The organism is Nocardia araoensis NBRC 100135 (assembly GCF_000308435.1).
Taxonomy (GTDB): Bacteria; Actinomycetota; Actinomycetes; order Mycobacteriales; family Mycobacteriaceae; genus Nocardia; species Nocardia araoensis.
This window is the reverse complement of sequence record NZ_BAFR01000214.1, coordinates 24,568-49,730: the sequence shown is the minus strand read 5'-3', so window position 1 is coordinate 49,730 and position 25,163 is coordinate 24,568. Positions and strand designations below refer to the sequence as shown.

Annotated in this window: 28 protein-coding genes; 15 read left to right on the top strand and 13 right to left on the bottom strand. The window is 68.9% G+C overall.

All coding sequences use genetic code 11. The features are described 5' to 3' along the window. Positions 1–553: thiamine pyrophosphate-binding protein (locus ON21_RS28870; RefSeq protein ID WP_169332740.1), on the bottom strand; the 553-nt coding region annotated here is incomplete at its 3' end. Positions 554–689: 136 nt separating this feature from the next. On the opposite strand from ON21_RS28870, the gene ON21_RS28865 reads away from it, so the two are divergent. The 3 genes from ON21_RS28865 to ON21_RS28855 all read left to right on the top strand — a co-directional run bounded on the left by ON21_RS28865 (position 690) and on the right by ON21_RS28855 (position 3,070). Further along, complete coding sequence (locus ON21_RS28865) at positions 690–1,220, top strand: EXLDI protein (protein ID WP_039803022.1); 531 nt, start codon at positions 690–692, stop codon at positions 1,218–1,220. Between the two features lie 114 nt (positions 1,221–1,334). Continuing rightward, positions 1,335–2,306, top strand: a complete 972-nt coding sequence (locus ON21_RS28860) for a daunorubicin resistance protein DrrA family ABC transporter ATP-binding protein (RefSeq protein ID WP_039803020.1) — start codon at positions 1,335–1,337, stop codon at positions 2,304–2,306. Continuing rightward, positions 2,303–3,070, top strand: a complete 768-nt coding sequence (locus ON21_RS28855; protein WP_039803019.1) for an ABC transporter permease — start codon at positions 2,303–2,305, stop codon at positions 3,068–3,070. Before ON21_RS28860 ends, ON21_RS28855 begins: the two co-directional genes overlap by 4 nt. 62 nt (positions 3,071–3,132) lie before the next feature. Here the strand turns inward: ON21_RS28855 and ON21_RS28850 are convergent, their stop codons facing one another. From ON21_RS28850 to ON21_RS28840, 3 genes are all read right to left on the bottom strand, one after another. Further along, entirely contained in the window at positions 3,133–3,891 is a 759-nt protein-coding gene (locus ON21_RS28850) for an anti-sigma factor family protein (RefSeq protein ID WP_039803017.1), read from the bottom strand. Then, on the bottom strand, positions 3,888–4,424 hold the full coding sequence (locus ON21_RS28845; protein ID WP_281032706.1) for a sigma-70 family RNA polymerase sigma factor: 537 nt from the start codon (positions 4,422–4,424) through the stop codon (positions 3,888–3,890). Before ON21_RS28845 ends, ON21_RS28850 begins: the two co-directional genes overlap by 4 nt. Before the next feature lie 132 nt (positions 4,425–4,556). Beyond that, a complete protein-coding gene (locus ON21_RS28840) occupies positions 4,557–5,201 on the bottom strand; it encodes a YqgE/AlgH family protein (RefSeq protein WP_039803016.1) in 645 nt (214 codons plus the stop codon). Between the two features lie 137 nt (positions 5,202–5,338). Between ON21_RS28840 and ON21_RS28835 the strand changes: the two genes are divergently transcribed. Next, a complete protein-coding gene (locus ON21_RS28835) occupies positions 5,339–6,091 on the top strand; it encodes a lysophospholipid acyltransferase family protein (protein ID WP_039803014.1) in 753 nt (250 codons plus the stop codon). On the opposite strand, the gene ON21_RS28830 is transcribed toward ON21_RS28835, so the two are convergent. After that, a complete protein-coding gene (locus ON21_RS28830; protein WP_039803009.1) occupies positions 6,085–6,396 on the bottom strand; it encodes a GNAT family N-acetyltransferase in 312 nt (103 codons plus the stop codon). The genes ON21_RS28835 and ON21_RS28830 overlap by 7 nt on opposite strands. 161 nt (positions 6,397–6,557) lie before the next feature. Between ON21_RS28830 and ON21_RS28825 the strand changes: the two genes are divergently transcribed. Both ON21_RS28825 and ON21_RS28820 read left to right on the top strand, forming a co-directional pair. Then, complete coding sequence (locus ON21_RS28825) at positions 6,558–8,135, top strand: alpha/beta fold hydrolase (RefSeq protein ID WP_039803006.1); 1,578 nt, start codon at positions 6,558–6,560, stop codon at positions 8,133–8,135. Between the two features lie 332 nt (positions 8,136–8,467). Beyond that, entirely contained in the window at positions 8,468–9,592 is a 1,125-nt protein-coding gene (locus ON21_RS28820) for a glycerate kinase (RefSeq protein ID WP_039803037.1), read from the top strand. Here the strand turns inward: ON21_RS28820 and ON21_RS28815 are convergent. Beyond that, complete coding sequence (locus ON21_RS28815; protein WP_039803004.1) at positions 9,589–9,939, bottom strand: winged helix-turn-helix transcriptional regulator; 351 nt, start codon at positions 9,937–9,939, stop codon at positions 9,589–9,591. The genes ON21_RS28820 and ON21_RS28815 overlap by 4 nt on opposite strands. Before the next feature lie 143 nt (positions 9,940–10,082). On the opposite strand from ON21_RS28815, the gene ON21_RS28810 reads away from it, so the two are divergent. The 3 genes from ON21_RS28810 (at position 10,083) to ON21_RS28800 (ending at position 12,521) form a co-directional block, all read left to right on the top strand. After that, complete coding sequence (locus ON21_RS28810; protein ID WP_039803003.1) at positions 10,083–10,961, top strand: NAD(P)-dependent oxidoreductase; 879 nt, start codon at positions 10,083–10,085, stop codon at positions 10,959–10,961. 160 nt (positions 10,962–11,121) lie between these two features. After that, positions 11,122–11,910 carry an ArsR/SmtB family transcription factor gene (locus ON21_RS28805; protein ID WP_039803002.1) on the top strand — a complete coding sequence of 263 codons (789 nt, stop codon included), beginning with the start codon at positions 11,122–11,124 and terminating at the stop codon, positions 11,908–11,910. Positions 11,911–12,074: 164 nt separating this feature from the next. After that, entirely contained in the window at positions 12,075–12,521 is a 447-nt protein-coding gene (locus ON21_RS28800; protein ID WP_039803001.1) for a nitroreductase family deazaflavin-dependent oxidoreductase, read from the top strand. Position 12,522: 1 nt separating this feature from the next. Here the strand turns inward: ON21_RS28800 and aroQ are convergent, their stop codons facing one another. Together aroQ and abmR are read right to left on the bottom strand one after the other, a co-directional pair. Next, the gene (gene aroQ / locus ON21_RS28795) at positions 12,523–12,978 is read right to left on the bottom strand and encodes a type II 3-dehydroquinate dehydratase (protein WP_039802998.1); all 456 of its coding nucleotides are present in this window, start codon (positions 12,976–12,978) and stop codon (positions 12,523–12,525) included. Between the two features lie 51 nt (positions 12,979–13,029). Beyond that, positions 13,030–13,629, bottom strand: coding sequence for an ATP-binding transcription factor AbmR (gene abmR, locus ON21_RS28790; RefSeq protein ID WP_039802996.1), 600 nt, complete (start codon positions 13,627–13,629; stop codon positions 13,030–13,032). A 430-nt stretch (positions 13,630–14,059) separates the two neighbouring features. Here abmR and ON21_RS28785 point away from each other — a divergent pair, with 430 nt between their 5' ends. Further along, positions 14,060–15,688 carry an NTF2-like N-terminal transpeptidase domain-containing protein gene (locus ON21_RS28785; protein WP_245562778.1) on the top strand — a complete coding sequence of 543 codons (1,629 nt, stop codon included), beginning with the start codon at positions 14,060–14,062 and terminating at the stop codon, positions 15,686–15,688. On the opposite strand, the gene ON21_RS28780 is transcribed toward ON21_RS28785, so the two are convergent. The 3 genes from ON21_RS28780 to ON21_RS28770 are packed head-to-tail and all read right to left on the bottom strand — an operon-like array spanning position 15,689 to position 18,711. Further along, positions 15,689–16,060 carry a DUF3054 domain-containing protein gene (locus tag ON21_RS28780; protein ID WP_039802993.1) on the bottom strand — a complete coding sequence of 124 codons (372 nt, stop codon included), beginning with the start codon at positions 16,058–16,060 and terminating at the stop codon, positions 15,689–15,691. A 37-nt stretch (positions 16,061–16,097) separates the two neighbouring features. Next, positions 16,098–17,186 (bottom strand): lysylphosphatidylglycerol synthase transmembrane domain-containing protein, encoded by a 1,089-nt coding sequence (locus tag ON21_RS28775; protein WP_039802992.1) that lies wholly within the window; start codon positions 17,184–17,186, stop codon positions 16,098–16,100. A 4-nt stretch (positions 17,187–17,190) separates the two neighbouring features. Beyond that, positions 17,191–18,711 (bottom strand): adenylate/guanylate cyclase domain-containing protein, encoded by a 1,521-nt coding sequence (locus ON21_RS28770; RefSeq protein WP_174372219.1) that lies wholly within the window; start codon positions 18,709–18,711, stop codon positions 17,191–17,193. Between the two features lie 322 nt (positions 18,712–19,033). Here ON21_RS28770 and ON21_RS28765 point away from each other — a divergent pair, with 322 nt between their 5' ends. The 4 genes from ON21_RS28765 to ON21_RS28750 all read left to right on the top strand — a co-directional run bounded on the left by ON21_RS28765 (position 19,034) and on the right by ON21_RS28750 (position 22,915). Beyond that, the gene (locus ON21_RS28765) at positions 19,034–20,323 is read left to right on the top strand and encodes an AI-2E family transporter (RefSeq protein WP_051021438.1); all 1,290 of its coding nucleotides are present in this window, start codon (positions 19,034–19,036) and stop codon (positions 20,321–20,323) included. Next, positions 20,283–21,476, top strand: a complete 1,194-nt coding sequence (macS, locus tag ON21_RS28760) for a MacS family sensor histidine kinase (protein WP_051021437.1) — start codon at positions 20,283–20,285, stop codon at positions 21,474–21,476. Before ON21_RS28765 ends, macS begins: the two co-directional genes overlap by 41 nt. 17 nt (positions 21,477–21,493) lie before the next feature. Then, the gene (locus tag ON21_RS28755) at positions 21,494–22,159 is read left to right on the top strand and encodes a response regulator (RefSeq protein ID WP_039802991.1); all 666 of its coding nucleotides are present in this window, start codon (positions 21,494–21,496) and stop codon (positions 22,157–22,159) included. A gap of 120 nt (positions 22,160–22,279) precedes the next feature. After that, positions 22,280–22,915, top strand: a complete 636-nt coding sequence (locus ON21_RS28750) for a DUF1707 SHOCT-like domain-containing protein (protein WP_039803030.1) — start codon at positions 22,280–22,282, stop codon at positions 22,913–22,915. Positions 22,916–22,924: 9 nt separating this feature from the next. Here the strand turns inward: ON21_RS28750 and ON21_RS28745 are convergent, their stop codons facing one another. After that, positions 22,925–24,037: an alkene reductase gene (locus ON21_RS28745; protein ID WP_039802990.1), complete on the bottom strand. Its 1,113-nt coding sequence runs from the start codon at positions 24,035–24,037 to the stop codon at positions 22,925–22,927. A 65-nt stretch (positions 24,038–24,102) separates the two neighbouring features. Here ON21_RS28745 and ON21_RS28740 point away from each other — a divergent pair, with 65 nt between their 5' ends. Then, positions 24,103–24,471, top strand: coding sequence for a MerR family transcriptional regulator (locus tag ON21_RS28740; RefSeq protein ID WP_039802989.1), 369 nt, complete (start codon positions 24,103–24,105; stop codon positions 24,469–24,471). Here ON21_RS28740 and ON21_RS40280 read toward each other — a convergent pair. After that, a complete protein-coding gene (locus ON21_RS40280) occupies positions 24,468–25,049 on the bottom strand; it encodes a hypothetical protein (RefSeq protein WP_245562777.1) in 582 nt (193 codons plus the stop codon). The two genes, ON21_RS28740 and ON21_RS40280, sit on opposite strands and share 4 nt — an antisense overlap. Positions 25,050–25,163: the final 114 nt, after the last annotated feature.

The following is a 25,163-nucleotide window of genomic DNA, read 5'->3' as shown; positions in this document are numbered from 1 at the left end:
GGGCCGGACAGAGCGGTGCGATCGGGCCCGCGTCGGCCTGCTGCACGTCTTTGGGCAGCAGCAGCACCGCCGGGCCGCCCCGGCGGGCGGCCTGCACCGCTCTGTCCAGTCGATCCGCCAGGTCGGCGGCGGTGTCCACCCGCGCGCAATAGGTGCTGACCGCGCCGAAGAGGCGGACGGCATCGATGGCGCCCGCGCGCCCGCTGGTGTCCTGGAAGGCGCCGTTGCCCTCCAGTGTGGTCGGTGGCTGCCCGACCAGCGCGAGTACCGGTACCCGCGACGCGAACGACTCGGCCAGCCCGGCAACGAGATTCATCGCGCCGCCGCCGGAGGTCGCCGCGACGACGCCGAATCCGCCTGTGGCCCGGGCGTATCCGTCGGCCATGGTGGCCGCCGAGAACTCGTGTTTCGCGACCACCCCGGTGACCTGGTCCGGCGCGTCGAAGATCGCGTCGTAGAGGTCCTCGATATTGGCGCCGTCCACCCCGAAGACGTGGCGCACACCGAGCGCCGAAATCGCTTGCACCAGATGGTCCACGACCCGAGTCCGCATCCGCGCTCCCTTCCGCTGACGAAATTCGACTGCGTACACGAGTGATACGGGGCCGGTCGCCGAACGGTTCAATGGCGGATCAGAAAAGGCGGCGGCCAACCTTGCGTGTACGTATACATCTACGTATAGTCGGATCATGCCCAACAAGACGATCTACGTTGCCGATGACGACCTCCCGCTGTTCCAGCGCGCGCAGGAGCTGGTCGGCGGCAACCTCTCGGGTGCGGTGGTCACGGCGTTGCGCCGATTCATCGAGCTCGAAGAGGGCCGGCTGGAGGGCTATGACGAAATCGTGCTCAAGGTCGGTCGCGATGGTGTGCGACAGGTCCGCTTCTCCGGCACTCTGCTCGGGGAGTGGCACGAGGTGAACGATACGCGGATCGAGCACGTTCAGGTGTACCGCAGCCGTAAGGGCAAATTCGTGATGCACGCCCAGTATTCGAATTGGGACGAATATCCCGCCGAGGCGGGGACGAATTGGCTCAAGGACTGGCGGGACCCGAAAAGCTGGCGTCGCCTGCTCGGCGTCGGACAGCAGGACTGGGGTGACTTCGTCTTCGTCGTGGTGGATTCGCTCGATGAGTTGAAGGGCCGACTGCCCGACAAGCTCTACCGGCGGGTGGTCGACGTGGCCGAAGGGCCGAAGATCGAGGATCTGGACATCTAACCGCCGCACCCGCGGCACCACCGGATAGACCGGCACCGCGCCCCAGTAGGGGAGCGGTGTGGGTAAAACATGCTCACATGCGCATAGTGAAATCTATTTCAGAAAGGAAAGACCATGGTGAACGGCCATCGCGCGCCCGCCGTCTCGGTGCGCGGCCTACGGAAATCGTTCGGCGAGCAGGTAGTGCTCGACGGGATAGACCTCACCGTCCCGGAGGGCACGGTCTTCTCGCTGCTCGGGCCGAACGGCGCGGGCAAGACCACCACCGTGCAGATTCTGACCACCCTGATCCGCCCGGACGCGGGTGAAATCCGGGTCGGCGGCCACGATCTCGCCGCCGAGCGCAAGCAGGTGCGCGCGCGAATCGGCGTGACCGGGCAGTTCTCGGCGGTCGACGAACTGCTCACCGGCCGGGAGAACCTGCTGCTGATGGGCGATCTGCACCACCTGCCGCGGCGGGACAACCGCAGGCTGGCGGCGGATCTGCTGGAGCGCTTCGACTTGGTCGACGCGGCGGACAAGACGGTGTCGACCTACTCCGGCGGCATGACCAGGCGCCTCGATCTGGCCATGACGCTGGTCGGCGATCCGCGCATCATCTTCCTCGACGAGCCGACCACCGGGCTCGACCCGCGCAGCAGGCGGGGGATCTGGGACATCATCCGCGGGTTGGTCGACGATTACCGCGTCACGGTCTTCCTCACCACCCAGTACCTGGAGGAGGCCGACCAACTCGCCGACCGCATCGCGGTGCTCGACCGCGGCAAGCTCGTCGCCGAGGGCACCGCGGCGGAGTTGAAGCGGCTGGTGCCCGGCGGCCACATCCGGCTGGAATTCGCCGATCGAGCCGCCCTGACCGCCGCGGCCGATGCGCTCGGCGCTGTGGCCCCGCCGCAGGACGACGAGGAGAACCTCACCCTCGCGGTGCCCAGCGACGGCGGCGTGAAATCGCTGCGCGCCGTGCTGGACCGGCTCGACTGCGAGCGGATCGAGGTCGAGGGACTCGCCGTGCACACCCCCAACCTCGACGACGTCTTCCTCACCCTCACCGGCCACGCCCCGACCGAAAAGGAACCCGTGCGATGAGCATGTCCTACGCCCTCGCCGATTCGGCGACCATGCTGCGGCGCAATCTCGTGCGCGCCAAGCGTTATCCGAGCATGACCTTCGGCGTCATCGTGATGCCGACGGTGCTGCTGCTGGTGTTCAACTTCGTCTTCGGCGGCGCGCTGGAGAAGTCCTCCGGCGGAAACTACATCGACTATCTCGCGCCGGGCATGCTGCTGATGATTCCGGCGTACATGACGGTCTCGGTCGCGGTGTCGGTCGCCACCGACACGACGAAGGGCATCGTGAACCGGTTCCGCACCATGGACATCGCGCAGTCGGCCATGCTGACCGGTCACGTGGTCGGCGCGCTGATCCAGGCGCTGATCGGCATCGCCGCGATGACGGGCGTCGCACTGCTCATCGGCTTCCGCCCGAACGCGAACCCGGTCGAGTGGCTCGCGGTGTTCGCGCTGCTCGCGGCGGTGATGTTCGCCCTCACCTGGCTTTCGGTGGCGCTCGGCCTGCTCGCGCCGAACCCCGAAAGCGCGAGCAACTCGCCCTTCCCGCTGGTGATGCTGCCGTTCCTCGGCAGCGGCTTGGTCGCGACCGACACCATGCCCGCCGGGTTGCGTCAGTTCGCCGAGTACCAGCCCTTCACGCCGTTCACCGAGACCATCCGCGGTCTGTTGATGGGCACCGAGATCGGCGACAACGGGATCGTCTCGCTCGCTTGGTGTGTCGGGCTCGCCGCGGTCGGGTACCTGTGGTCGTCCTCGATCTTCCGGCGGCAGACGCGCTGAACCGGCCGCAGGCGCGAAAGATCCCCCGCGGGCAGTGTGCTTCGCGGGGGATCGTTCGTAGCTCAGACCGTGCCGGTGAGCACTACCTTTCCGGTATTCGCCGCGCGGATCTCCACTGAGCGGACCTGGTCGGGCTTGCCGTCGATGGTCTGGTCGATGGTCAGCTCGGTGCCGGGGCCCGCGGGCCACTGGCCGAGCTGTTCCTGCTGTCCGTTGACGCGGGTGACGTACAGCACGAGATTCGGGTTGTAGGGCAGTTGCTCGCCCGGGGGATAGCTACAGGTCATCACCAGTCGCGTCTGGTCACCCGCCGGGATCAGCTTGAAGTTCGCGGAGACCGGCGTCGGCTCGACCGGCGTCATCTGGCGTTCGGCGAAAGCCTGCTCGCTGGTGCCCGGCCCCGGCGCGTTGTTGTTTCCGGCCACCGTGACAGCGATCGGAACCGCGATCGCCACCGCGGCCGCGGCCGACGCCAGCGCGATGCCCGCCGATGCCCACCCGCTGCGCCGGCGGCGTCGCTCGGCCGCGTCGGCCAGCCGCGTGGGCGGCGGAAGCCGGGGCATCGGTGGCGGCGGAAGCTCGGGCATGGGCGGGGGCGGTGGTTCTCCCGCCGCTCGGGCGGGCGGCTCGATCATCGCGGTGGCGATGTCGGCATCCACGAGGGCGAGCATGCCCGGCAACCCCGCCAGTTCGGCCACGGCCGCCCGGCAGTCGGGACAGCTCGAGAGGTGGCTCTCGTACTGCAGGCGCTCGTCTCGGGTCAGGGAGCCGAGCACGTACGGGGCGTCCCACGTGCTGAAATCGTCGGTGATGTCCGTCACTGGTTTGTCACCCCCATCTCCTGTAGTGCCAGGCGCAATGCGCGCATGCCATAGTGCATCCGGGACTTCACCGTGCCCGGCGGGACGTCGAGTTCCTCGGCGATCTGGTGGGTCGACAGTCCCCGGTAGTAGGCCCGCACGATCACCTCGCGATGATCGGCGCTGAGCCTGCCGAGCGCGTCGGCGACCAGCCAGCCGTCCAGCGCGCGGTCGGACTGGTCCGGGGTCGCCCGTTCGGGCGGGTTGTCGGTGCGGAGTTCGCGCCTGCTGCGGGCGCTGCGGTGCTCATCCACGGCGAGATTGCGCGCCACGGTGAACAACCACGCTCGCGCCGACGTGGTGGACTGATCCAGAACGTTCGGGCGTTGCCAGGCCCGCAGCAGTGTCTCCTGCACGATGTCCTCGGCCCGTCCCGGATCCCGAACCAGGCCGAGCGTGTACCGCCACAACGGGGTGGCGTGTTCGCGATAGAGAGCCCGCATCAATTCGGACTGATCGTCGGGCTGGCCCGTTTCGCCACTTGTCTTGCGCACAACTGGATACCTCTCCGCTCGAGTTGCGGGGCCGGTCGGTGGGCGCACCCGATGAGTCACCCATGCTGTCGCCGGTTCAGTTGTCGTGTCTCATGCCGTGTCTCCTTCGATCCATTCGAGGAGTACACGTCCTCAGTTGCGTTCGAGTTCAATCGGGTGTGTCGCGAGCAGGGACAGCGGTAGCGGCTGGCGGCGCAGCACGTGCGCCCACAGGTCGGGGCGGCCCGTGCTGATCGGGTCGGACGGCAGGGCCGACACCACGATCCAGTCGTCGTTCTCCAGCTCGCCCTCCAGTTGACCGAAGGTCCAGCCCGCGTATCCCGCGAAGATCCGGATCCCCTCGACCAGCGGGCCGACCCGCTCGGGATCGGCGTCCAAGTCGACCAGGACGACGCGTCCGTCGATGCGGCGCAGCCCGGGGACGCCGTCGATGCGCGCGCCCACCCGGACCGTGCCCAGGCACAGGGCGGCGTCCCGTTTCACCGGGCCGCCGATGAACAGCGTGCGTGGCGCCGCCACCGCGTCGGTCCAGCGCGGCAGCACCTCGTGCACGGCCGTGTCGCTGGGGCGGTTCAGTACGACGCCGAGACTGCCCGCCTCGTTGTGCTCGATGATGTAGACGACGGTGCGCCGGAAGGTCGGCTCGACCAGTTCGGTGGCCGACACCAGCAGCGTCCCGGCACGAACCACCTGCTCGCCGTGCCGGAAATCACGCCGCCTGCGGTCGCCGTGCCCGCCGCGAGTCTTGCGATCGTCCGGGTCTTCTGCGCGTGCCACTCCGACATCATCGCAGCTGTTCGCCCACAATGCGCCTTCTGCGGCCTACTTCTGCGTTCCGGATTTGCCGAACCGGCCGCCGACCGGACGCAGGACGCCACGTTGCGCCACCGCCGCCACCTCGTAGAGTCCAGGTCATGGAACTGCCCGAGGTGCGCCTCGAGAACAACGACGCGGTGTACGACTTCTATCGCGAGCACCGTCAGAACCGTCTGAAGGCCTGGGGGGCTTACGCCATTCTCGGCCGCCGCTACCATCCGCGCGTCACCTACGCCGACGGCGCGCGCGAAGCGCTTCGCGCGGTGATCAGGCAGAACAGGCCGCTGCTTATCGCGATCAACCACCTTTCCGAGAGCGACCCCTACACGGTGGCCGCCGCGGCGTGGCGCAGCGGGCTACGCCGGGTGATCGGCCGGGTGCGCGTGCTGGCCAAGGACGAGTTGTTCGCCGATCCCGATCAGCGGCGCAAGATCGACATGATGGGCGGCATCCCGGTGTTCCGCGGCAAGGACCACGGTATCCGCGCGGTGAACGCCGCCGGCCAGCGCATGATGGACATCTGCGCGGAGCGGATGGCGCGCGGCGACGGCATCGCGGTGTTCCCCGAGGGCACCTGCAACGACGTGGACCCCTCCCGCGTGCAGGCGGTGGGCAGCGGTATCGGGCACATCGCGTTCCGGGCGATGAAGCTCGGCGCCCAGCCCGTGCTGGTGTCCATGGGACTGAGCTACGGTCCGCGCGCGGTGCAGCCGACGAAGGAGGAGGCCAAGGGGGCCAGCTTCTACTTCAATGTTCCGGTGCTCGATCTGCCGCCCCGGCCCGGCGACATCGCCCGGCTGGTGCGCACCGATCTCCAGCAGGCGCTCGACGGCGCCGTCGGGGCCTACTGAGGCAGGTTCAGCCGGTCGCGCGCCCAGTGCGGCACCATCACGAGGTATTCGGGGCGGGTCTCGATGAAGTGGTGGACCGCCCGGCACATGGGCAGCGCGCCGAGCTTGTCGTCGCGGGTGCTGTCGAGGGCGGTCTCGATCAACAGCCGCGCGTAGCCCTGCCCCTCGTAACGCGGATAGATCTCGGTGTGCACGAACGCGCGCTCGGAGGCCGTGTCCTGGTATTCCGCGTAGCCGGCGATCGCACCGTCGACGTAGATCTCGAAACGGTCCAGTGCGGTGTTGTTGTTGACCTCGGTCGACATGGCTCGACGCTACTCTGTGCGCCGGTGTCCCGGTAAATCACGCTCCCAGCGGGGCGGAATACCGCCACCGACTTGTCTGTCCGGTCGAGCCTGCGCAGAATGCTCTTGGTCGGGCCCGTCGTCGCGCGCGAGCGGGCAGGCTCGGGGAGGTACCGAACAGGATGAAGACACAGCGGGTTTCGCGGGTCGCGGCCGTCGTCGTCGCGGGCCTGCTCGGGGGATCGATCGTCACCGGCATCGCGGGCGCCGCGCCTGGCGTCGCGTTCGGCAAGTGTCCCGAAGGTTCCGTGCCCGCTGATCGGAGCGTGCAGTGCGCTGTCGTCAGCGTGCCGATGAACTACGCCGACCCGGACGGCGCGAAGATCGAGCTGACGGTCAGCCGCATCGCGGCCACGGGGCAGCGGGAAGGTGTGCTGTTCGCCAATCCTGGTGGGCCCGGCGCGGATGCGCTCGACTATTGGGCGCGCCGGTTGGACGTTTTCCCCGCCGCGCTCGCCGAGCATTACGACCGGATCGCCGTCCAGCCACGCGGACTGCGCTGGGCGACACCGCTGCAATGCGGCACGAAGAACGAAGGCGGTCAGCAGGTCTCGCTCGGCGGCGGCAACCGCGACGAGATCAAGAAGGCCTGTGACGCGGCGCAGCCCGGTTACCTGGACACCATCACCACCGAGAGCACCGCGCGCGACCTCGACGCCGTGCGCGCCGCGCTCGGCTTGGAGCGGATCGGCTACCTCGGTGCGTCCTACGGCACCTACCTCGGCGCGGTGTACGCGGCGCTGTTCGGCGACCACGTGGATCGAATGATCCTGGACTCCAACGTCAATCCCGACTGGGTGTGGACGGAGGAGTTCGCCCAGCAGCAGGTCGCGGGCAAGCAGCGCCTCGACGACCTGTTCGCCTGGATCGCCGAACACGACGGTGAATACCACCTCGGCGACACGGCGTTGCAGGTCTACCGCACCTGGGTCCGGGTGGCGGCCGGGCAGGGCGGCGGCTGGTACGCCAACCTCACCCCGCCGCCCGCGAGCATCGCCGACCTGCCCGGCGCGCTGCCGGAGCCGTTGGCCGAGATCGCGCGGGACGGCTACACCGGCAGCGTCGAGCAACTCGGCAAACTCCAGAACTTGTTGCGCACTCTGGTGAGCGGCGGTGTGTCCGCGCAGGTGCCGTTGCTCGGCGCCACCACCGTGGCCACCTACACCCGCACCTTCTGGCCGACCTTCGCCCGTGCGCTGGCCGACGCCGCCGCCGACCCGGCGAACGTCCAGCGCCTGCGTGCCATCGAGGGCGCGACCTCGACCGACCCCACCGGGCGGTTCGTGTTCAGCGCGATCACCTGCAATGAGAACGCGGTGGCAGGAAGGCCGGAAATGCTCGGCGCGGCGGTCGGCACCATAGCCTCCGGAGGCAACGCCATGGACGCGCGGGCCGACCTGGTGCGCTCGGGAATGGCCTGCGGCACCTGGAAACCGGTGACGAAGCCGGTGCCGATCACGGGCACGGGCCTGCGCACTCCGCCGCTGGTATTGCAGAGCCGCCACGACGCGCTGACGAAGTACGAAGGCGGGCCCGCCATGGCCGCGGCCTTGGGCGGCGCGCTGGTCGTCGTGGACGGCGGCGACCACGGCACGTTCGGCCGCGGCAACCCTGCGGTAGACGAAGCCGTGGTCGACTACTTGCGCACCGGAAAGGTGGAGATCACGCGGGCCGCTGAGGCTCCATTGCCCGTGCGCTGAGCGTTCCGTTCGGCGGAAGTGGGCCGCGACCAGCGCTCGGCCGCCGACTCGTTATGACCGTCGTCGGGCCGCTCTCGATCCGGTTGGCTGGTGCCGACGGAGGTGCGCCGCGACCGGCGTGCAGGTCCGGATGCTCGTTCCCTGTCCGCTGTCGGTGAATCCGCAGTAGCCGGTCAGCGGCGCCTCGGCCCCGCGCTCTGGCGTCCGAATCCGCCGGTCGGGCGCGGGCCACCACTTCCGCGTGCGGGAAGCAGCCTCGTCGGAGATCAGCGACGCACACGACGACGGTGTCATGTGGTGCGATGCGTGCGGTCACGTCCGAGAATGTGGGGATGACATGGGTATCCGCTGCACGGGTGATCCTCGCTCCGGACAAGTTCAAAGGGTCGCTCGCCGCACCGGAGGTGGCGGCGGCGCTGGCTGCCGGGTTGCGGCGGAGCGCACCGGACGCGGAGATCCGGCAGGTGCCGGTCGCCGACGGCGGTGACGGCACGGTCGAAGCGTTCGTCGCGGCGGGTTGGACGCGGGTGGAGCTGACAGCGCCGGGACCGACCGGGGCGCCGCGGCGAGCGATCTATGCCCGGCACGGGGCGACCGCTGTCGTCGAGCTGGCGGCCGTGGTGGGTCTGGCGGGCTTGCCCGCAGGGCGGCCGGACCCGTTGGGCGCGAGCACCTTCGGGCTGGGCGTCGTCTTGGCGCATGCCATCGAGCGCGGTGCGACCGATATCGTGCTCGGTCTCGGCGGCAGCGCATCGACCGACGGCGGCGCGGGGATGCTGCAGGCGCTCGGTGTCCGCGTCCTGGATGCCCGAGGGAGGGAATTGCCGCGCGGCGGCGCGGTTCTCACCCGTGCCGCGCGACTGGACCGTTCCGGCTTGCACCCAGGTGTCGCGGGCACGACGTTCACCCTGGCCTGCGATGTCGACAACCCGTTGCTCGGACCGACCGGCGCGGCGGCGGTGTACGCGCCGCAGAAGGGCGCCGGGCCCGCCGATGTCGATGCCCTCGAATCCGCGCTCGCCACTTGGGCGCGACTCGTCGGCCCGGAGTTCGCACGCCTCCCCGGCGCGGGGGCGGCGGGCGGTACCGGTTTCGGCGCACTCGCCGTGCTGGGCGCGCGGGTGCGCAGCGGTATCGAGGTGGTGCTCGAACTGCTCGACTTCCCCGCCTTGCTCGCTACCGCCGCCCTCGTGGTCACCGGCGAGGGTTCGCTCGATCAGCAGAGCTTGCACGGCAAAGCGCCGATAGGCGTGTGCGCGGCCGCGCGCAAAGCGGACGTCCCAGTGGTCGTCGTGGCGGGCCGCACGCTGCTCGCGGCCGACGAGATCGAGGCCGCGGGCTTCGCGGATTGCTACGCGCTCGCCGATCTGGAACCCGACCCGGAACGCTCGATGACCGGGGCGGCGGCGCTGCTCGAACGCGTCGGCGCGCGGATCGCCGACGAGTGGCTGAATTAGCTCGCCGACGCCAGCGGGTTCGCGGTCAGTTCGTGCTTGTGCCGATCGCCCCACTCCTCGAGCGGGCGCAGCGCCATGGCCAGCTCCTCGCCGAGCGGCGTGAGCGAGTACTCCACCCGGGGCGGGACCTCGGGATAGACCTCGCGGTGCACCACCCCGCTGGCCTCGAGCTGACGCAGGTTCTCCGCGAGCACCTTCTCACTGACTCCGTCGAGCAACTTGCGAATCCGGCCGAAGCGCTGGGGGCCGATGCCGAGCACCCACATCAGGTGCATCTTCCACTTGCCGCCGACGACATCGATCGCGACCGTCATGCCGCACACTTCGTGATCCGCGTCACTGCTCATGCCTACCGCGCTCCTTTGACCTCGTTTCGAACCTCGAGGTAAGCAACCGCACCTCCACGTTCGGTCTTCCCGACTCTACCTGCGGGAACGACGATGAATGCCGGCGCCGAAGCAAGTAACCGACGAAACCGAAGGGACACATCATGTCCGAGCAGACCACCGCCCGCGCTGTCTCCGTCGTCGGCCTCGGGCCGATGGGGCAGGCGATGGTCCGGGCCTTCCTGGCCGCGGGCGTCGAGGTGACGGTATGGAACCGCAGCCCCGAGAAGGTCGACGCCATGGTCGAACTCGGCGCGAAGCGCGCCGCGACCGTCGCCGACGCGCTCGACGCCAACGAGGTCACGGTGCTCAGCCTGACCCACTACGCGGCGATGTACGACGTGCTCGGTCCGGCGACCGGCCACCTGAACGGCAAGGTGATCGCGAATCTGTCCTCCGATTCGCCGGAGCAGGCCCGCAAGGGCGCGGCGTGGGTCCGCTCGCACGGCGCGCAGTTCCTCTCCGGCGGCGTCATGTCGGCGGGGGACAACATCACCCATCCCGCGTCCTACATCTTCTACAGCGGCCCGCGCGAGGTGTTCGACGCGCACGCCGAGCTGCTGCGCCCATTGAGCCCGCAGGAGTACCTCGGCGCTGACGACGGCCTGGCGCAGATCTTCTACCAGGGATTGCTGACCATCTTCCATCCCTGGTTGCTCGCCTTCGACCAGGCCACGGCGATGATCGATCGGTCCGGTCACGACGTCGCCGCGTTCGTCCCGTTCGCGATCCGCTCGGCCGCGGCCTTCCCTTACTTCATGGAGGAGCACTCCGTGGCCAACAAGAACGGCGGCTGGGCCTCGCTGGCGAGCTTGAAGATGATGGACGCGGGGGCGCAGCACGTCATCGACGCGAGTGAAGAAGTCGGTGTCGACGCCGTCCTCTCGCACACCGCGCAGGCGCTGTGGCGCAAGGCCGTCGCCGCCAGCGAGAAGGCCGGCGAGCCCATCTCCACCTACGCCCTTCTTCGCGATCCCTCCTGACGCCATTCGCCCGGCCCCGGGGAGTCGGTCGGACACCCGCACACGCGAGTACCCGACCGGCTCCGCGGGGTCGTCTGCTTTTCAGAGGTTGATATGCAGCCCCATGGCTGCCTATTGTGTAAATAGGCAGCCGCAAGGCTGCATGTTGGAAAGGTGAGCGATGGACGAGGTGTTTCGGGCGCTGGCCGACCCGAGCAGGCGACGACTGCTGGACAGCCTGAATGCCCGTAACGGGCAGACATTGCGCGAGTTGTGCGCGGAACTGGCGATGGCCCGCCAGTCGGTGAGCAAGCATCTCGCGGTGCTGGAGGCGGCCAACCTCATCACGACCCGGCGCAGTGGCCGGGAAAAGCTGCACTACCTCAACGCCGAGCCCATCAACGCCATCGCCGAACGCTGGATCGACCGGTACCACCGCGAGCGCGTGCACGCCCTCGCCGACCTGAAGAGAGCACTGGAGGAGCAACCCATGGGCGACAACGCATTCGTCTACACGACCTACATCAAGACCACCCCGGAAAAGCTGTGGCAGGCGCTGACCGATCCGGCCTTCACCAACCGGTACTGGGGCGCGAGCTTCGACACGGATTGGCGTGCCGGCTCGGAAATGACTTGGCACCAACAGAACTGGACGAGCAAGGACCCCGAGCAGGTCGTGCTCGAGGCCGAACCGTATCGCCGCCTGTCCTACACCTGGCACACCTTCGACCCGGCTTTCGCCGAGACGTTCGACATGAACCCCGACGACGTCGCAGCCTGGTCCCGCGAGCCCCGCTCGAAAGTGACATTCGAAATCGAGCCTCGCGGCGAGATCGTGAAACTGACCGTCATCCACGACGGCTTCGAACCGGGCAGCCAAGTCCTCCAAGGGATCACCACCGGCTGGCCCAACATCATCGCCAACCTCAAAACCCTCCTCGAAACCGGCGAACCCTTCCCGGCCCCCTAGGTTCCAGCAAGATCGACGGCACACGGTGGAGGTCCACTCGCGAAGCCGCCGCATGTGCCGGTGATCTTGATCTTCCGATTGAGAGAGCGGTGCTCTTGACTTGGTGGCGGGCTCCGTGGAACACTTCTCTCTATAGAGAGCAGTGCTCACAACAAGGAGTGGTCATGGACCTCAGCACCCGCTACATCGGCCCCGCCGGATTCGACGCGGTCTTCAACCGGATCGCCAATCTGCTGCCCAAGCTGGGCATCAGTGTGATGGGGTCGCGGCTGCTCGCGGTGCGCGGGCGTAAGAGCGGGGAATGGCGCACGACGATGGTCAACCTGATGGTGCGGGAGGACGGCGAGCGCTTCCTCGTCGCGCCGCGCGGGCACACGCAGTGGGTGCGCAACCTCCGCGTGGCGGGCGGGGGCGAGTTGCGGCTCGGCCGCAAGGTCGAGGTGTTCACCGCCACCGAGGTGGCCGATGCCGACAAGGTGCCCCTGCTGCGCCTCTACCTGCGCAAGTGGGGCTGGGAGGTCGGCAAGTTCTTCGAGGGCGTGACCAAGGATGCCACCGACGCGGAACTCGCCGCCATCGCGCCGGGGTTCCCGGTCTTCCAGCTGAAGTGAGTCAGGCCGAGCGGGCCAGGAATTCGATGGCGGCGGCGTAACCCTGGATGCCCATTCCCGCGACCACGGCCGTCGCGATGGGAGAGATGTATGAGTGGTGCCGGAACTCCTCGCGTGCGTGCACATTGCTGATGTGCACCTCGACGATCGGGAGTTCCGGGATCACCAGCGCGTCGCGTAGCGCCACCGAGGTGTGGGTGAGGCCGCCCGGATTGATCACGATGCCGGACTCGGCGCCGCGCGCCTGGTGGATGCGATCGATGAGCGCGCCTTCGGAGTTGGACTGGAAGGCGACGATCTCCCGGTCGAACTTCGCCGCGGTCCGCTTGCACAACTCCACCACGTCGTCCAGCGTCGCCGACCCGTAGACCTCCGGCTGCCTGGTGCCGAGCATGTTGAGGTTCGGGCCGTTGAGAACCAGGATCGGGCCCGGCGTCGCGTCCGCGGTCACAGCCATGCACGGCAAGATACCGCGCCGCACCGCGCCACCGGGACCGGGCCCGACCGGCTACAGCCCTTGCGGGCCTTCCGAGCGCAGGTCATCGACCTTGCGCATGGCTTCGCGCAATTCCTCCAGCCACGTCTCCGCGTGCTTGCCCGCCAGTTTCACCGTCCAGGCGAGCGCATCGGCGCGGGAGCGTGCGACGCCTGCGTCGACCAAGGTGTCGAGCACCTTGCGTTCGGGCTGGCGCAACCGGGTCATCACGGGCACGGCCAGATGGGTGAACAGGATCCGTTCCCCGTCCACCGAGACGCCCCAGGCCACATTGCGCCGGTAGCGGTGCTGCGCTTCGTTCGCGATCTGCATCCGGGCGGGCCGGGTGGACTCGCGGAACCGGGCGATCGCGCCCTCCTTCGTCGCGCGGGGCACTTCTTCGGTCGGGACTTCGGAATCGTCGGCCTCCGGCTGTTTCTCCGGTTGCGGAACCGGCAGCTCACCGATCACCACGATCTCGTCCCGGTCGATCTCGATCACCGGCGGACCGGTGAACCAATCGCTGGGCAATCTTCCGGCGAACCAATCGGGCACGTCCGACGGATCCGGCAGGTCTGCTTGCTGCCAGCCGCCTGTCCGTCCGAAGCCTCGGCCGCGGTGCGCGTTTCTCATGGCGGGTCACCCCTACTTACTGTGGTGTGGTGCTTTCAGTGATTACAAGATTACTTCGCAAACCATGTGGCGGGGTTCCGCTCTGTGCGAACGGGGGTCCGATTGCTTCGCTTCGCACCCTTCGGGGTATTTATTGATTTGGAAACGTCGAGTCCGGTAGTAACCGCGCGACTTTTCGGGAAGGTCGGTACGGTAGCGGCGCCGGTTGCCGCCGAACGGCTGGACGACGATCATGAAAGGCCCCCCGAGATGCGAGATCCCGGGGCAGAATTGGGATGCTGAGCATGGGTAACGTCCGCGCTACGGAGGCATCGCGGTCTGGTCTTTTTCGGGTACGGTGGTCTTGTTACTGAAGTGACAAGAGTGAAGAGTGGGCGACATGGACGTGTGGGGATCCCGCCGCTTTCGTGTTCGCGGCGCAATGGCACTCATGGGGGTGGCGGCGCTCGCGCTCGGGATCGGGTCGTGCGGGATACACGAGAAGCAGAATGAAGCGCAAGCGGTCGTGGAGCGCTTCACGGACCTGCTCGACGATCAGGACTACACCAAGGCGGCAGACCTGACGTCGTACCCCACCGCGGCCACGGCAACCTTGAAGCAAATGTTCGAGGGGTTGCACGGCGCCAAGGTCGACTACCGCACGACCCAGTTCATCGGTCTGGACGCGCAGTCGGCGATCTTCAGCATGGACGTCGAGTGGAACTTCGGCGAGCGCAAGACGTGGAATTACAGTCTCGAGGGCAACGTGCGCAAGCTCGCCATCGGCTGGCGGATCTCCTGGGAGCCCGCGGTCGTGATGCCGCAGCTGACGCACAACCGGACGGTGCGGCTGGTGCGCACCTACCCGACGCCTGCGCCTCGGGTCAACGACATCGCCGGTGAACCGCTGATGACCGAGCAGACGATCAACGTCGTCAAGCTCGACCCCACCAAGATGCCCGACCCGGTCGCGTCGACCGACGCGCTGGCCAAGGCCATCGAGCCGGTGGCGCCGCTGATCACCGGGCCTGCGCTGATGCAGCAGCTGGCCACCTCGCAGGGCAAGCCGATCGTCGCGGTGAACCTGCGCGAGGGGGACTTCGCCATCCTGGAGCCGCGGATGGCGCCGATTCCCGGTGTGGTGATGGAGAAGCAGCCACGGTTGATCTCCGCCGACCGCCGGGTCTGGTCGCCGATGCTGGACGCGCTGCGCAAGGTGCAGCAGGAGAGTCAGGAAGCGCATTCCGGGTGGGGCGTGCAGCTGTTCGAGCAGGACGGGCGGTTCATCACCCAGCTCGCCGGTCAGCAGGGGCCGCCGGGACCGGACATCGCGGGCACGATGGACCAGCGGTTGCAGCGCGCCGCCGAGGACGCGGTGGTCAGCGTGCCCACGCAGGCCTCGATCGTGGCGATCCAGCCGTCCACCGGGGCGGTGGTCGCGGTCGCGCAGAACAGCCAGGCCAGTGAGCACGGCTCGGTGGCGTTCACCGGACTGTATCCGGTCGGCGGCAACATGGACCTGTTCCGCGCTGTCGCGGCGTCGGCGAAGAACAAGGCACCGCAGGAGGTGTCGGTGCAGGACGCGGCCGAGGCGGCGACCGCGCTCGGGGTCGGCATCGACTTCAAGGTGCCCGGCCTCGACGAGGTGACCGGCCGCCTTGCCATCGCGGGCCGCAGCGCCGAACAGGTGTCGCAAGGCGGCGGTTCGGACGCCGTGCTGGCCAGTCCGTTCGGCATGGCCATCGCCGCGGCCGCGATCGCGCGCGGGTCGGTGCCGCCGCCGATGATCGAGGCCGGACGCCCGAGCGCCACCGACGCCAAACTCGACCCGCTGCCGCCGCAGACCGCCGACCGGCTGCGCGGCATGCTGCGCGACGCCACCAACGCGCCCGAGCTGGCGAGCGTGCGCCGCTATCGCGATGTGGCCGCGTTCGCCGCGACCGCCGGTCCGGACGGCTGGCTGATCGGATCGATGGGCGATCTGGTCTTCGCCATCCACATCAACGACGTGGACAGCAAGGACGCGACCGCGCGGATGGCGGCCAGGATGCTGCAGGCGCTGGCCACGCCGGAGCCGTGATCACCGCACGGCTTTGTACAGCGCGCGCCAGCCGAGCAGGAACACCGCGAGCACCACGCCCGCGACCAGCACGAAGCTGACCGCGGTGCCCTGACCGCCGACCACGCGCAGCAGCATGCCCCCGACCAGCGTGCACGCCCAGATCACGACTCCGGCCGGCCACAGCGGGGTGATGTCGAAGCGCGCGTCCTCGCCGGCGGCGCGCCACCGGAGCGATACGACGACGAGCCAGCCAACGACCAACCCGGTCGCGAACGGCCACACGGTGCGCAGCAGCCCGGCGAGCACCGCTTCGTCGTGGCTGCGCCTGCCGATCGCGCAGAAGACGACGACGAGCAGCGCATCGACCACGAAGGGCACCAGTTTCCTCACGCGGGCCAGCGTAACGGGAGGTGGAGCGCGACGGCCGTCACAGCCGCCGCTGCTCGAACTCCTTCTCGAACTCCGCGTCGTCGGCCTGCGGCGTGCGGAACTGGAACAGGAAAACGATCCAGCCGACGATGGCGACCAGGATGAAGCTCACCATCCGATAGACGAACGCCGCGGCCACCGCCTGCGCGGCGGGCAGGCCCGCGGCCGCGGTGAGACCGTAGATCAGCGTCGCGTCGACGTAGACGATGCCGCCCGGCGCGAACGGGATGGACCCGACCGCCTTGCCCACGGCGAAGGCGAGCAGCAGCCCGGCGGTGCGCGGATCGGCGCCCACCGCGTAACAGGCCGCGCCGAGGCAGGCCACGTCGGCGAAACGGTGCATCAGCGCCCAGAGCGTGACCAAGACGCCGTCGCGCTTGCCGAGTTCCACCGACTCCAACTGGCCGAGCACGTCCTCGATCTTGGCGGCGCCGTGCTCGGGCGGGCGTCTGCGCAGCCGGTTGACCAGCGCGAGCAGCTTGCGCAGCAGCGCATCGAGCGAGCCGGGATTGCGCGAGACGTGATTGCCCGCCCACACCAGTGCGACGACGGCGGCCAGCGAGAGGATCAGCTTCAGCGGGCCGATCCGCCCACCCGACAGCAGCGTGCCGCCGACGCCGAGCAGCGCCAGCCCCACCGCGGCCACCACGCCGGAGAACACCAGCTGCCAGGAGGCGACGATCGGACTCGCGCCCCAGCGTCTGGTCTGCCGATAGGTGAACGCGGTGGAGAACACCTGGCCCGCGGGCAACGTCACCGACATCGCCGTCGCACCGTAGACCACGGCGACGGACTTGCGCTGACTCACCGCGACGCCGCCCGCGTTGAGCAGTTGCTTCTGCACCCGGCCGAATCCGCTCATCGACAGCCCTTGCAGCCAGATCGCGGCCGTGAGCCAACCCCAGTGGATCTCGGTGAGCTTGCGCCAGGACTCGTGCAGCCGCGGCCAGAGGTACACACCCTCGGCGATCAGCAGCGCCAGCAGAGCGGCCCCGATCACCCATTTCAGCCAGCGGAATCTGCCCCGACGCGAACCCGCCGTGGGCGGCGGCGCAGGATCCCCTGCCTGTTCCCCGTCGGCCGTCACGCGGTCAGCCTAACGAACGCGCCGTTTCGACATCGGTATCGTCGGGCGCGTCGTCTTGTTCTCGTGGCCAGGCCAACAGCGTTTTCCTGCGTCTGCCGCGCAGTTGCACTTCGTCGCCGGTCTCCCACTGGTCCTGCTCGCTCTCCTCGGCGAAATACAGCGCGCTGCCCGAGGCCAGCGTCCGGCCGGGGCGTTCTTTGGCCAGCTCGGTGAGCCGGGACGCCTCGTTGACCGGATCTCCGATCACCGTGTATTCGAAACGGTTGGCCGCACCGATGTTCCCCGCGACGGCCAGGCCTGCCGAGACACCGATCCCGATGTCGAGGCCGGGAACTTCCCGCAGGGTCTCGCGCAGTTCGCGGGCGGCGGCGAGCGCGGCGGTCGGGGCGTCGGGGCGGTCCAGCGGCGCGCCGAAGATGGCCAGCGCCGCGTCGCCGACGAATTTGTTGACGAAGCCGTGGTGGCGGTCGATGACGTCGACCACGATGCGGAAGAACTCGTTGAGCAGGCTCACCACCTCGGTGGGCGGGCGTTCGGCAGCGGCGGCGGTGGAGCCGACCATGTCGACGAACAGCACCGCGACGAACCGGGTCTCGCCGCCGAGTTCGGTGCCGTAGTCCAGCGCCCGCTGCGCCACCTCTTCCCCGACGTGCTGACCGAACAGTTCCTGCAGCTGACGGCGCTTGGCCGCCTCCTCCATCATCCGGTTGAAGCCGACCTGCAGCAGTCCGATCTCACTGCCGTCGAAGACCTCGACCTGCACGTCCCGCGCGCCTGCCTGGACCCGGTCGATGGCCTGGCTGAGCTGGCGCACCGGGTCGGAGATGCTCGAACCGGTGAGCATGGACAGCGCCAGCGCCTGCATGATCACCACGCCGCACAGCAGCAGGATGGAGATGGCCAGCGATTGCGCGGAGAACTTCACGTCCGAGGAGATCTGGGTGACGCACAGCAGGACGATGGCGATGGTGGGGGCGAAGGTGCCCATGCCCCAGGTCATCGCCATCCTGGTGCCGACGCCGGGGGTGAGGGTGTGATCGAAGGTGCCCTCGGTCAGCGCCTGGGCCGCCACCGGGCGCAGGATGCGCTCACCCAGCATGTAGGTGAAGCCGAACACGATGGTCGCCGCCATGCATTCGGTGACGATGACCGCGCCTGCCAGCGCGGGAGTGTCCCTGATGATCAGCGCGGCCAGCACGGCCCCGCCGATCAGCCACAGCGCGAGGTGCGTGATCGCCTGGCGCAGCGGCGCGTGCAGCGCGGCCATCTGCTCCTGGCGGCTCGGCGGTCCGCCGCGCATCTGCCAGCGCATCACCGGGCGCAGCATCAGCGCGGACGCGGCCATGCTGAGCAGGCCGCCCGCCACGAAGACGACGGTGGGGATCAGCAGGCCGGTGCTCCTGGCACCGGATGGCTCGCCCTCGGGGACGGGTAGTCCGTACTGGATGAAGGCCCACACCAGGACCGCGCCGAAAGCGTTCGCCAGCAGCATCGATGTCAGGTACAGCGGCCAGCGCGTTCGCATGGTCTGTTTGACCGCTTCCAGAGGCGCCGACACGGGGTCCAATCTAGCGTTCCGGTCGGGTCGGCCTGTCCGCGGACGCTGGCCGCCGGTGAAGGCGGACAGCGTACGGCCCGGCCGGTTGGGCGCTCCGGCCATGCGCTGGCTGAAGGCGGACGACGTCCGACCGCAGACATTAGGCGTACCTCCGCCTTCGCTCCGGCCATGCGCTGGCTGAAGACGGACTACGTCCGGCAGCAGACATTAGGCGTACCTCCGCCTTCGCTCCGGCCATGCGCTGTCTGAAGACGGACTACGTCCGGCAGCAGACATTAGGCTCACGGAGGTGAGCGACCCGAAGCCAAGTCCAGAGCGGAAAATCACGCTGTCGCGGCCCGCCGCGGAGACGGTGCATCCGATCGTCCGGGTGTCGGCGGAATGGGGCTGGCGACTGCTGGTGCTGTTCGCGCTCGGCATCGCGGTCACGGCGATCGTGCAGAAATTGGCGACCGTGGTCATTCCGCTCGCCATCGCCCTGCTGGCGGCGGCCCTGCTGGCGCCGCTGGTGGACTGGATGCAGCGATTGGGCGTGCCGCGTTCGGTGGGCGTCTTCGTGGCGCTGGTCGGGTCGATCGGCGTGGTCGCGGGGATCATGACCTTCGTCGTGGAACAGTTCGTCGCCGGTGTGCCGCAACTGTCGAACAAGTTCACCGACAGCATCCATCAGATCCAGGACTGGCTGATCAACGGCAGGCTGCATCTGAGCAACGAGCAGATCCGCAACGCGGGTGACGCGATCGTGAAGGCGATCCAGTCCAACCAGGACAGCCTGACCAGCGGGGCGCTCACCACGGCGACCGTGATCGGCGAGTTGCTCACCGGCACCTTCCTGACGCTGTTCATCCTGATCTTCTTCCTCTACGGCGGCGATCAGATCTGGGAATTCGTCACCAGGATCGTGCCCACCGACCATCGCGAGCGGGTCCGCACCGCGGGGCGGCTCGGATTCGGCACGCTGGTCGGGTTCGTCCGCGCGACCGTCGTGGTCGCCGCGGTGGACGCCATCGGCATCGGCGCCGGGCTGGCCATTCTGGGTGTGCCCTTGGCGCTGCCGCTGGCCTCGCTGGTGTTCATCGGCGCGTTCATCCCGATCATCGGCGCGTTCCTGGCGGGGTTCATCGCGGTGTTCATCGCACTCGTCACCAAAGGACTGGTCACCGCCCTGATCGTGCTCGGCATCATCATCGCGGTGATGCAGCTGGAGGGTCATGTGCTGCAACCACTGCTGCTGGGGCGGGCGGTCAGCATCCATCCCCTGGCCGTGGTGCTCGCGATCACGGCGGGCGTGGTGATCGGCGGGATAGCGGGCGGTCTGCTGGCCGTGCCGTTCGTGGCGGTGATGAACACGGCGATCCGGTCGTTGCTGGAAGGACCCGAGGAACTCTACGAGGAACTGCACACCGTCGAGGACCATCGCGGGCTGTATACGGCCGAACCGGATCGGCCCGAGCCCGGTCGGTTCGACCTGGCCGCGACGCTGATCGAGGCGACCAAGAAGCAGGCCACGGAGGCGGCGCAGCGGAAGGCGGAGTCCGATGACGGCGCGCAAGCCGACGACGGCACGGCGAAGGACTGAGCTGCGCTCGGCCGACGTGGCCACCACCCCGCTGTGGCGGGCCGCGCAGGCGCTGCGGCTGGTCACACTGCTGTACGCGGTCGGTCAGCAGATCGCCTCGGTGCCGTACTACACCAACCAGCGGTTGAGCTGGGTGCTCATCGCGCTGATGGCGGTGTGGTCGGGCGCGTCGGCGATCATGCTGTCGCAGTGGCACTTCCCCGAGGTGGCCCGGTTGCGCACCTGGGTGGTGATCGGCGATCACGTGGTCGTGATCGGGCTGATGGCCGCCACCCGCCTGGTCGCCGACTATGGCTGGTATCACGGGCACCAGACACTGCCGACCACGCTGTGGGCCACCAACGCCGTGATCGGGGCGGCGATCCTGCGCGGGCCGTTCGCCGGCGTGCTGTCCGGAGCCTTGATCGCCGCGGTGTCACTGACGGTGCGCGATCAGTGGGGTGAGGACGTGTGGGCGGATGCGACGGTGCCGGTGCTCGTGTCGGTGGGTCTCGCACTCGGTTTGGCCGCCAACACCGCGCGCCGCGCCCAGGACCAGCTGGAGCAAGCGGTGCGGCTGACCGCGGCGGCAGAGGAGCGCGAACGGCTGTCGCGCGAGGTGCACGACGGGGTGTTGCAGGTGCTCAGCTACATCAAGCGCCGCGGCAGCGAGATCGGCGGCCCCACGGAGGAATTGGCCCTGCGCGCCGGTGAGCAGGAGGTGGCGTTGCGCGTGCTGATCACCGAGCAGGCCGATCACCGGGACGCGGGTGGGGCCGAGGTCGATCTGCGGCCGCTGCTGACCGCGCAATCCACGCCGACGGTGTCGGTGTCCACGCCGGGCGATCCGGTGCGGGTCGGCCGCTGGATGGCGAACGAGATCGCCTCGGCCGTGGCCACGGCATTGTCCAATGTGGCACTGCACGCCGGGCCGGACGCGAGAGCGTATGTGCTGCTGGAGGACACCGGCGAGGAACTGGTGATCAGCGTGCGCGACGACGGCGTCGGCATCCCGCCCGGACGGCTGGCCGAGGCGGAAGCCGAAGGGCGCATGGGGGTTTCCCGGTCCATCGTCGGGCGGATCGCGGCCCTCGGCGGCAGCGCGGATCTGCTCACCGAGATCGACGGCGGGGTCGGGTTCGGCACAGAATGGGAATTCCGGGTGCCCAGATGAGAGACGGGGAGGCGCGGATGGCGGACCAGGCGGCCGAGTCCATTTCGGTAATGGTGGTGGACGACCACCCGATGTGGCGCGACGGCGTCTCACGCGACCTCACCGAGGCCGGATTCCGGGTGACGGCCACGGCCGACGGTGTCGCCGCGGCGAGCAGGCGCGCCGCAGCGGTGCGGCCGGACGTGGTGCTGATGGACATGCAGCTGCTCGACGGCAACGGGGCCCAGGCGACGGCCGAGGTGCTGCGGGTGTCGCCGCGGAGCCGGGTGCTGGTGCTCTCGGCGTCGGCCGAGCGCGACGACGTGCTCGACGCGATCAAGGCGGGCGCATCGGGTTACCTGGTCAAGAGCGCGTCGGCGGCCGAGCTCATCGACGCGGTGCGCGCCACCGCGGCCGGTCAAGCGGTGTTCACACCGGGGCTGGCCGGCCTGGTGCTCGGCGAGTACCGGCGGATGGCGACCACGCCGGCGCGAGCCGACGAGCCGCACCGGCCCGCCCTGACCGAGCGCGAGACCGAGGTGCTGCGAATGGTGGCGAAAGGGCTGTCCGCCAAGCAGATCGCGACGCGGCTGGGACTGAGTCACCGCACCGTGGAGAATCACGTGCAGGCGACACTGCGCAAACTACAGCTGGCGAACCGGGTGGAATTGACTCGCTACGCCATCGAACAAGGGCTCGAGTGAGCCGGGCGAACGCGGTGGAATCAGGGATCGCCCTGATGCGGCCGTGGCCTCCTGCTCGGTAATCTCGATCGCATGGGTGGGCCCGAATCGGTATCGAATGCGGTCGGCTCCGGCGGCGCCGTGGGCGATCGGGAACTGCGCGTGTCGGACGCCGAGCGGGAACACGTGGGTCAGCTGTTGCAGCGCGCGGTCGGCTTGGGGATGCTCTCGCTCGGTGAGTTCACCGAGCGGATGGACACCGCGCTGGCCGCCAAGACCCGCGGCGAACTGAACGCCGTACTGATCGATCTGCCCGGCGTCCGCCTGGTCGGGCAGCCCGCCGCGCCCACCTCGACGTTCGTCAACTCCTCGCCCGCCTTCACCAGGCAGGCGCCCGCCTCGAACGGCGCGGGCAACGTGATCCGTTCGCGGTTGTCCGGGGTGAGCCGCCGCGGCCCGTGGCAGGTGCCGCCCACCCTGTATCTGAACAACTGGCTGTCCGGGGTCACCTTGGACTTCACCGAGGCGATCATGTCGACCCAGGTGGTCGAGCTGCGAGTCGACGACTTCGCGGGCTCGATCACCCTGATCGTGCCCGCGGAGGCCACCGTCGACCTGAACGGGCTGGAGCTGATCGGTTCCAGCGTGAACAACAAGGTCCGCACCGGGCCGCCGATCGGCCCTCTGCACCTGGTGGTGCACGGCAAGATCCGCTTCGGCTCGGTCACCGCGAAGCAGCCGTTCATGGCGCAGTGGCGCCGGTTGATGGGTCGCTGAGCGGGCGGGTCAGCCGGCCGCGGGGATCAGGTCGAGCGTCGGGTAGTCGGTGTAGCCCTCCGTGCCGCCCACGTACATCAAGTGCGCGTCGCGCACCGGGTTCAGTGGTGCGCCGGTGCGGAACCGCTCGACCAGATCGGGGTTGGCCAGGAAGGAGCGCCCCAGCGAGACCGCGTCCGCTCCGCCTTCCAGCAGGCGCTGCGCGGCTCGCCTGCCGCCGTCCTCGGGCAAGGGGACGCCCCAGCCCAGATTCGGATTCGCGATCAGGGCGGCCGGCCACAGCTGCCGAATCCGCTGGAAGAGGGGCTGATCGGGGTCGGCGAAGACGGAGTGCAGGTAGGCGAGCCCCTTCTCGGCCAGCGCCGAGACGAGCGCGGGATAGATTTCCTCGGTGTCGCCCTCGTCGATGCCGTTGACGGACACTCCGGGGGAGATCCGCACGCCGACGCGCTCGGCGCCGATCGCCTCGGCGACCGCATCGACCACCGCCACGGTGAATCGGATGCGGTTGGCCACCGCCCCGCCGTAGGAGTCGGTGCGCTGATTGGTGTTCTGCGCCAGGAATTGGTGCAGCAGGTAACCATTCGCGCTGTGCACCTCGACTCCGGCGAATCCGGCCGCGATGGCGTTTTCGGCCGCCGACGCGAAGTCGGCGATGGTGGCGTCGATATCGGCGGTGGACATCTCCAGCGGGACGACGGCATCCTGCGCGCCGCCGGGCGTGTGGATGGGTTCGGGCAACGGAATCGGCGAGGGCGCGACCGGGGTCAGCCCGCTGTTGTCCGGATGGCCGACCCGGCCGCCGTGCTGGAGTTGCAGGAACATGCGCCCGCCCGCCGCCGCGACGGCGCCGGTCACCGCTCGCCAGCCCGCCACGTGCGCGTCGGTGTAGATGCCGGGGATGTTCGCGTAGGTCTGACCCACCTGGTTCGGCGTGGTCGCCTCGGCGACGATCAGGCCCGCGCCCGCGCGCTGTGCGTAATAGGTCGCCATCAGCGGGGACGGCGTGCCGTCGGCCGCGGCGCGGTTACGGGTCATCGGGGCCATCACGAGGCGGTGCGGCAGCACGAGCGAGCCGAGAGCCACGGGCTGGAAAAGGGCGGAAGCCGCTGCGTTCGTCATGGCATTACGGTAAAACTTGACATCAATGTGAGTTTCAAGCCCGAACGTGAAAGGCCAGGTGACAGATGCGGATCGGGGAACTCGCCGAGCGCACCGGGGTGAGCGAACGGTCGCTGCGCTACTACGAGGAGCAGGGCATGCTTGCCTCCGACCGCACGCCGGGCGGTCATCGCGACTACCCGGAGCGGGCGGTGGACCGGGTCATCCACATTCAGGAATTGCTCGCGGCGGGACTCACCAGCAAGAAGATCGCGCGGATCCTGCCGTGCATGCGCGACGCGGACGGCGGTCCCAACGAGTACGCCACGCCCGCCCTGGTCGCCGAGCTGCACACCGAGCGCGAGCGGATCACCCGCACCATCGACGATCTCCTGCGCTCGCGCGAGGTGCTGGACGAAGTGATCGAACGAGCCGGGGAGCGATCGGCGACCTAGGTGTTGACCCCGATCCGGCGGGCGAACGCGCGCAGCGGGACCTTGCGATCGTGGTCCAGCAGTTCGGACACGATATGGCGGGGCAGCGTCTGGTATTTCAGCCAGTCCGCGCCGCCCACCCGCTCCGCGGTGAGCAAGGCGTCCAGCGCGCGCCGATGCTGACCGGTGCGAGTCAGCGCGACCGCCGTGTCGGCCAGGTGCCGGGCCCGGGACGCCTGCGGGAGACTGCCGTTGACCGGCATGTCCTTGGCCGCGGCCAGCGCCTCCGGGTAGCGCTCGGAGGAGACGTTGACGTCGACGGTCTGCATGACGACCTGGGAAGGGCCGAAATAGGTCTCGTAGTCCTGCCGGTCCGTACCGATCCGCAGTGCCACCTCGCTCGCGGCCTCCACCAGGGACAAGGCGTCGTGCACGTCCTGGGCCCGGCCCGCCGCGGTCGCGCCCTGCAACACCAGCGAGCCGTAGGCGGACAGATGCGTGGGCGTGACGTCGCCGGAGGGCTCCAGGGTCGCGGCCGCGTTCAGCGCCACGCCGCGCGACTCGTCGTAGCGGCCCTGCACCAGCAACTGCCAGGCCACCGAACCGCGGATGGTGGCGAGCAGCAGGGGATCGTTGCCCAGCTCGGCGGCGCCGAGCGCCTGCCGGATGGCCAGGAATGCCGGACTCGGTCTGGCCGAGATGCACCAGCGTGC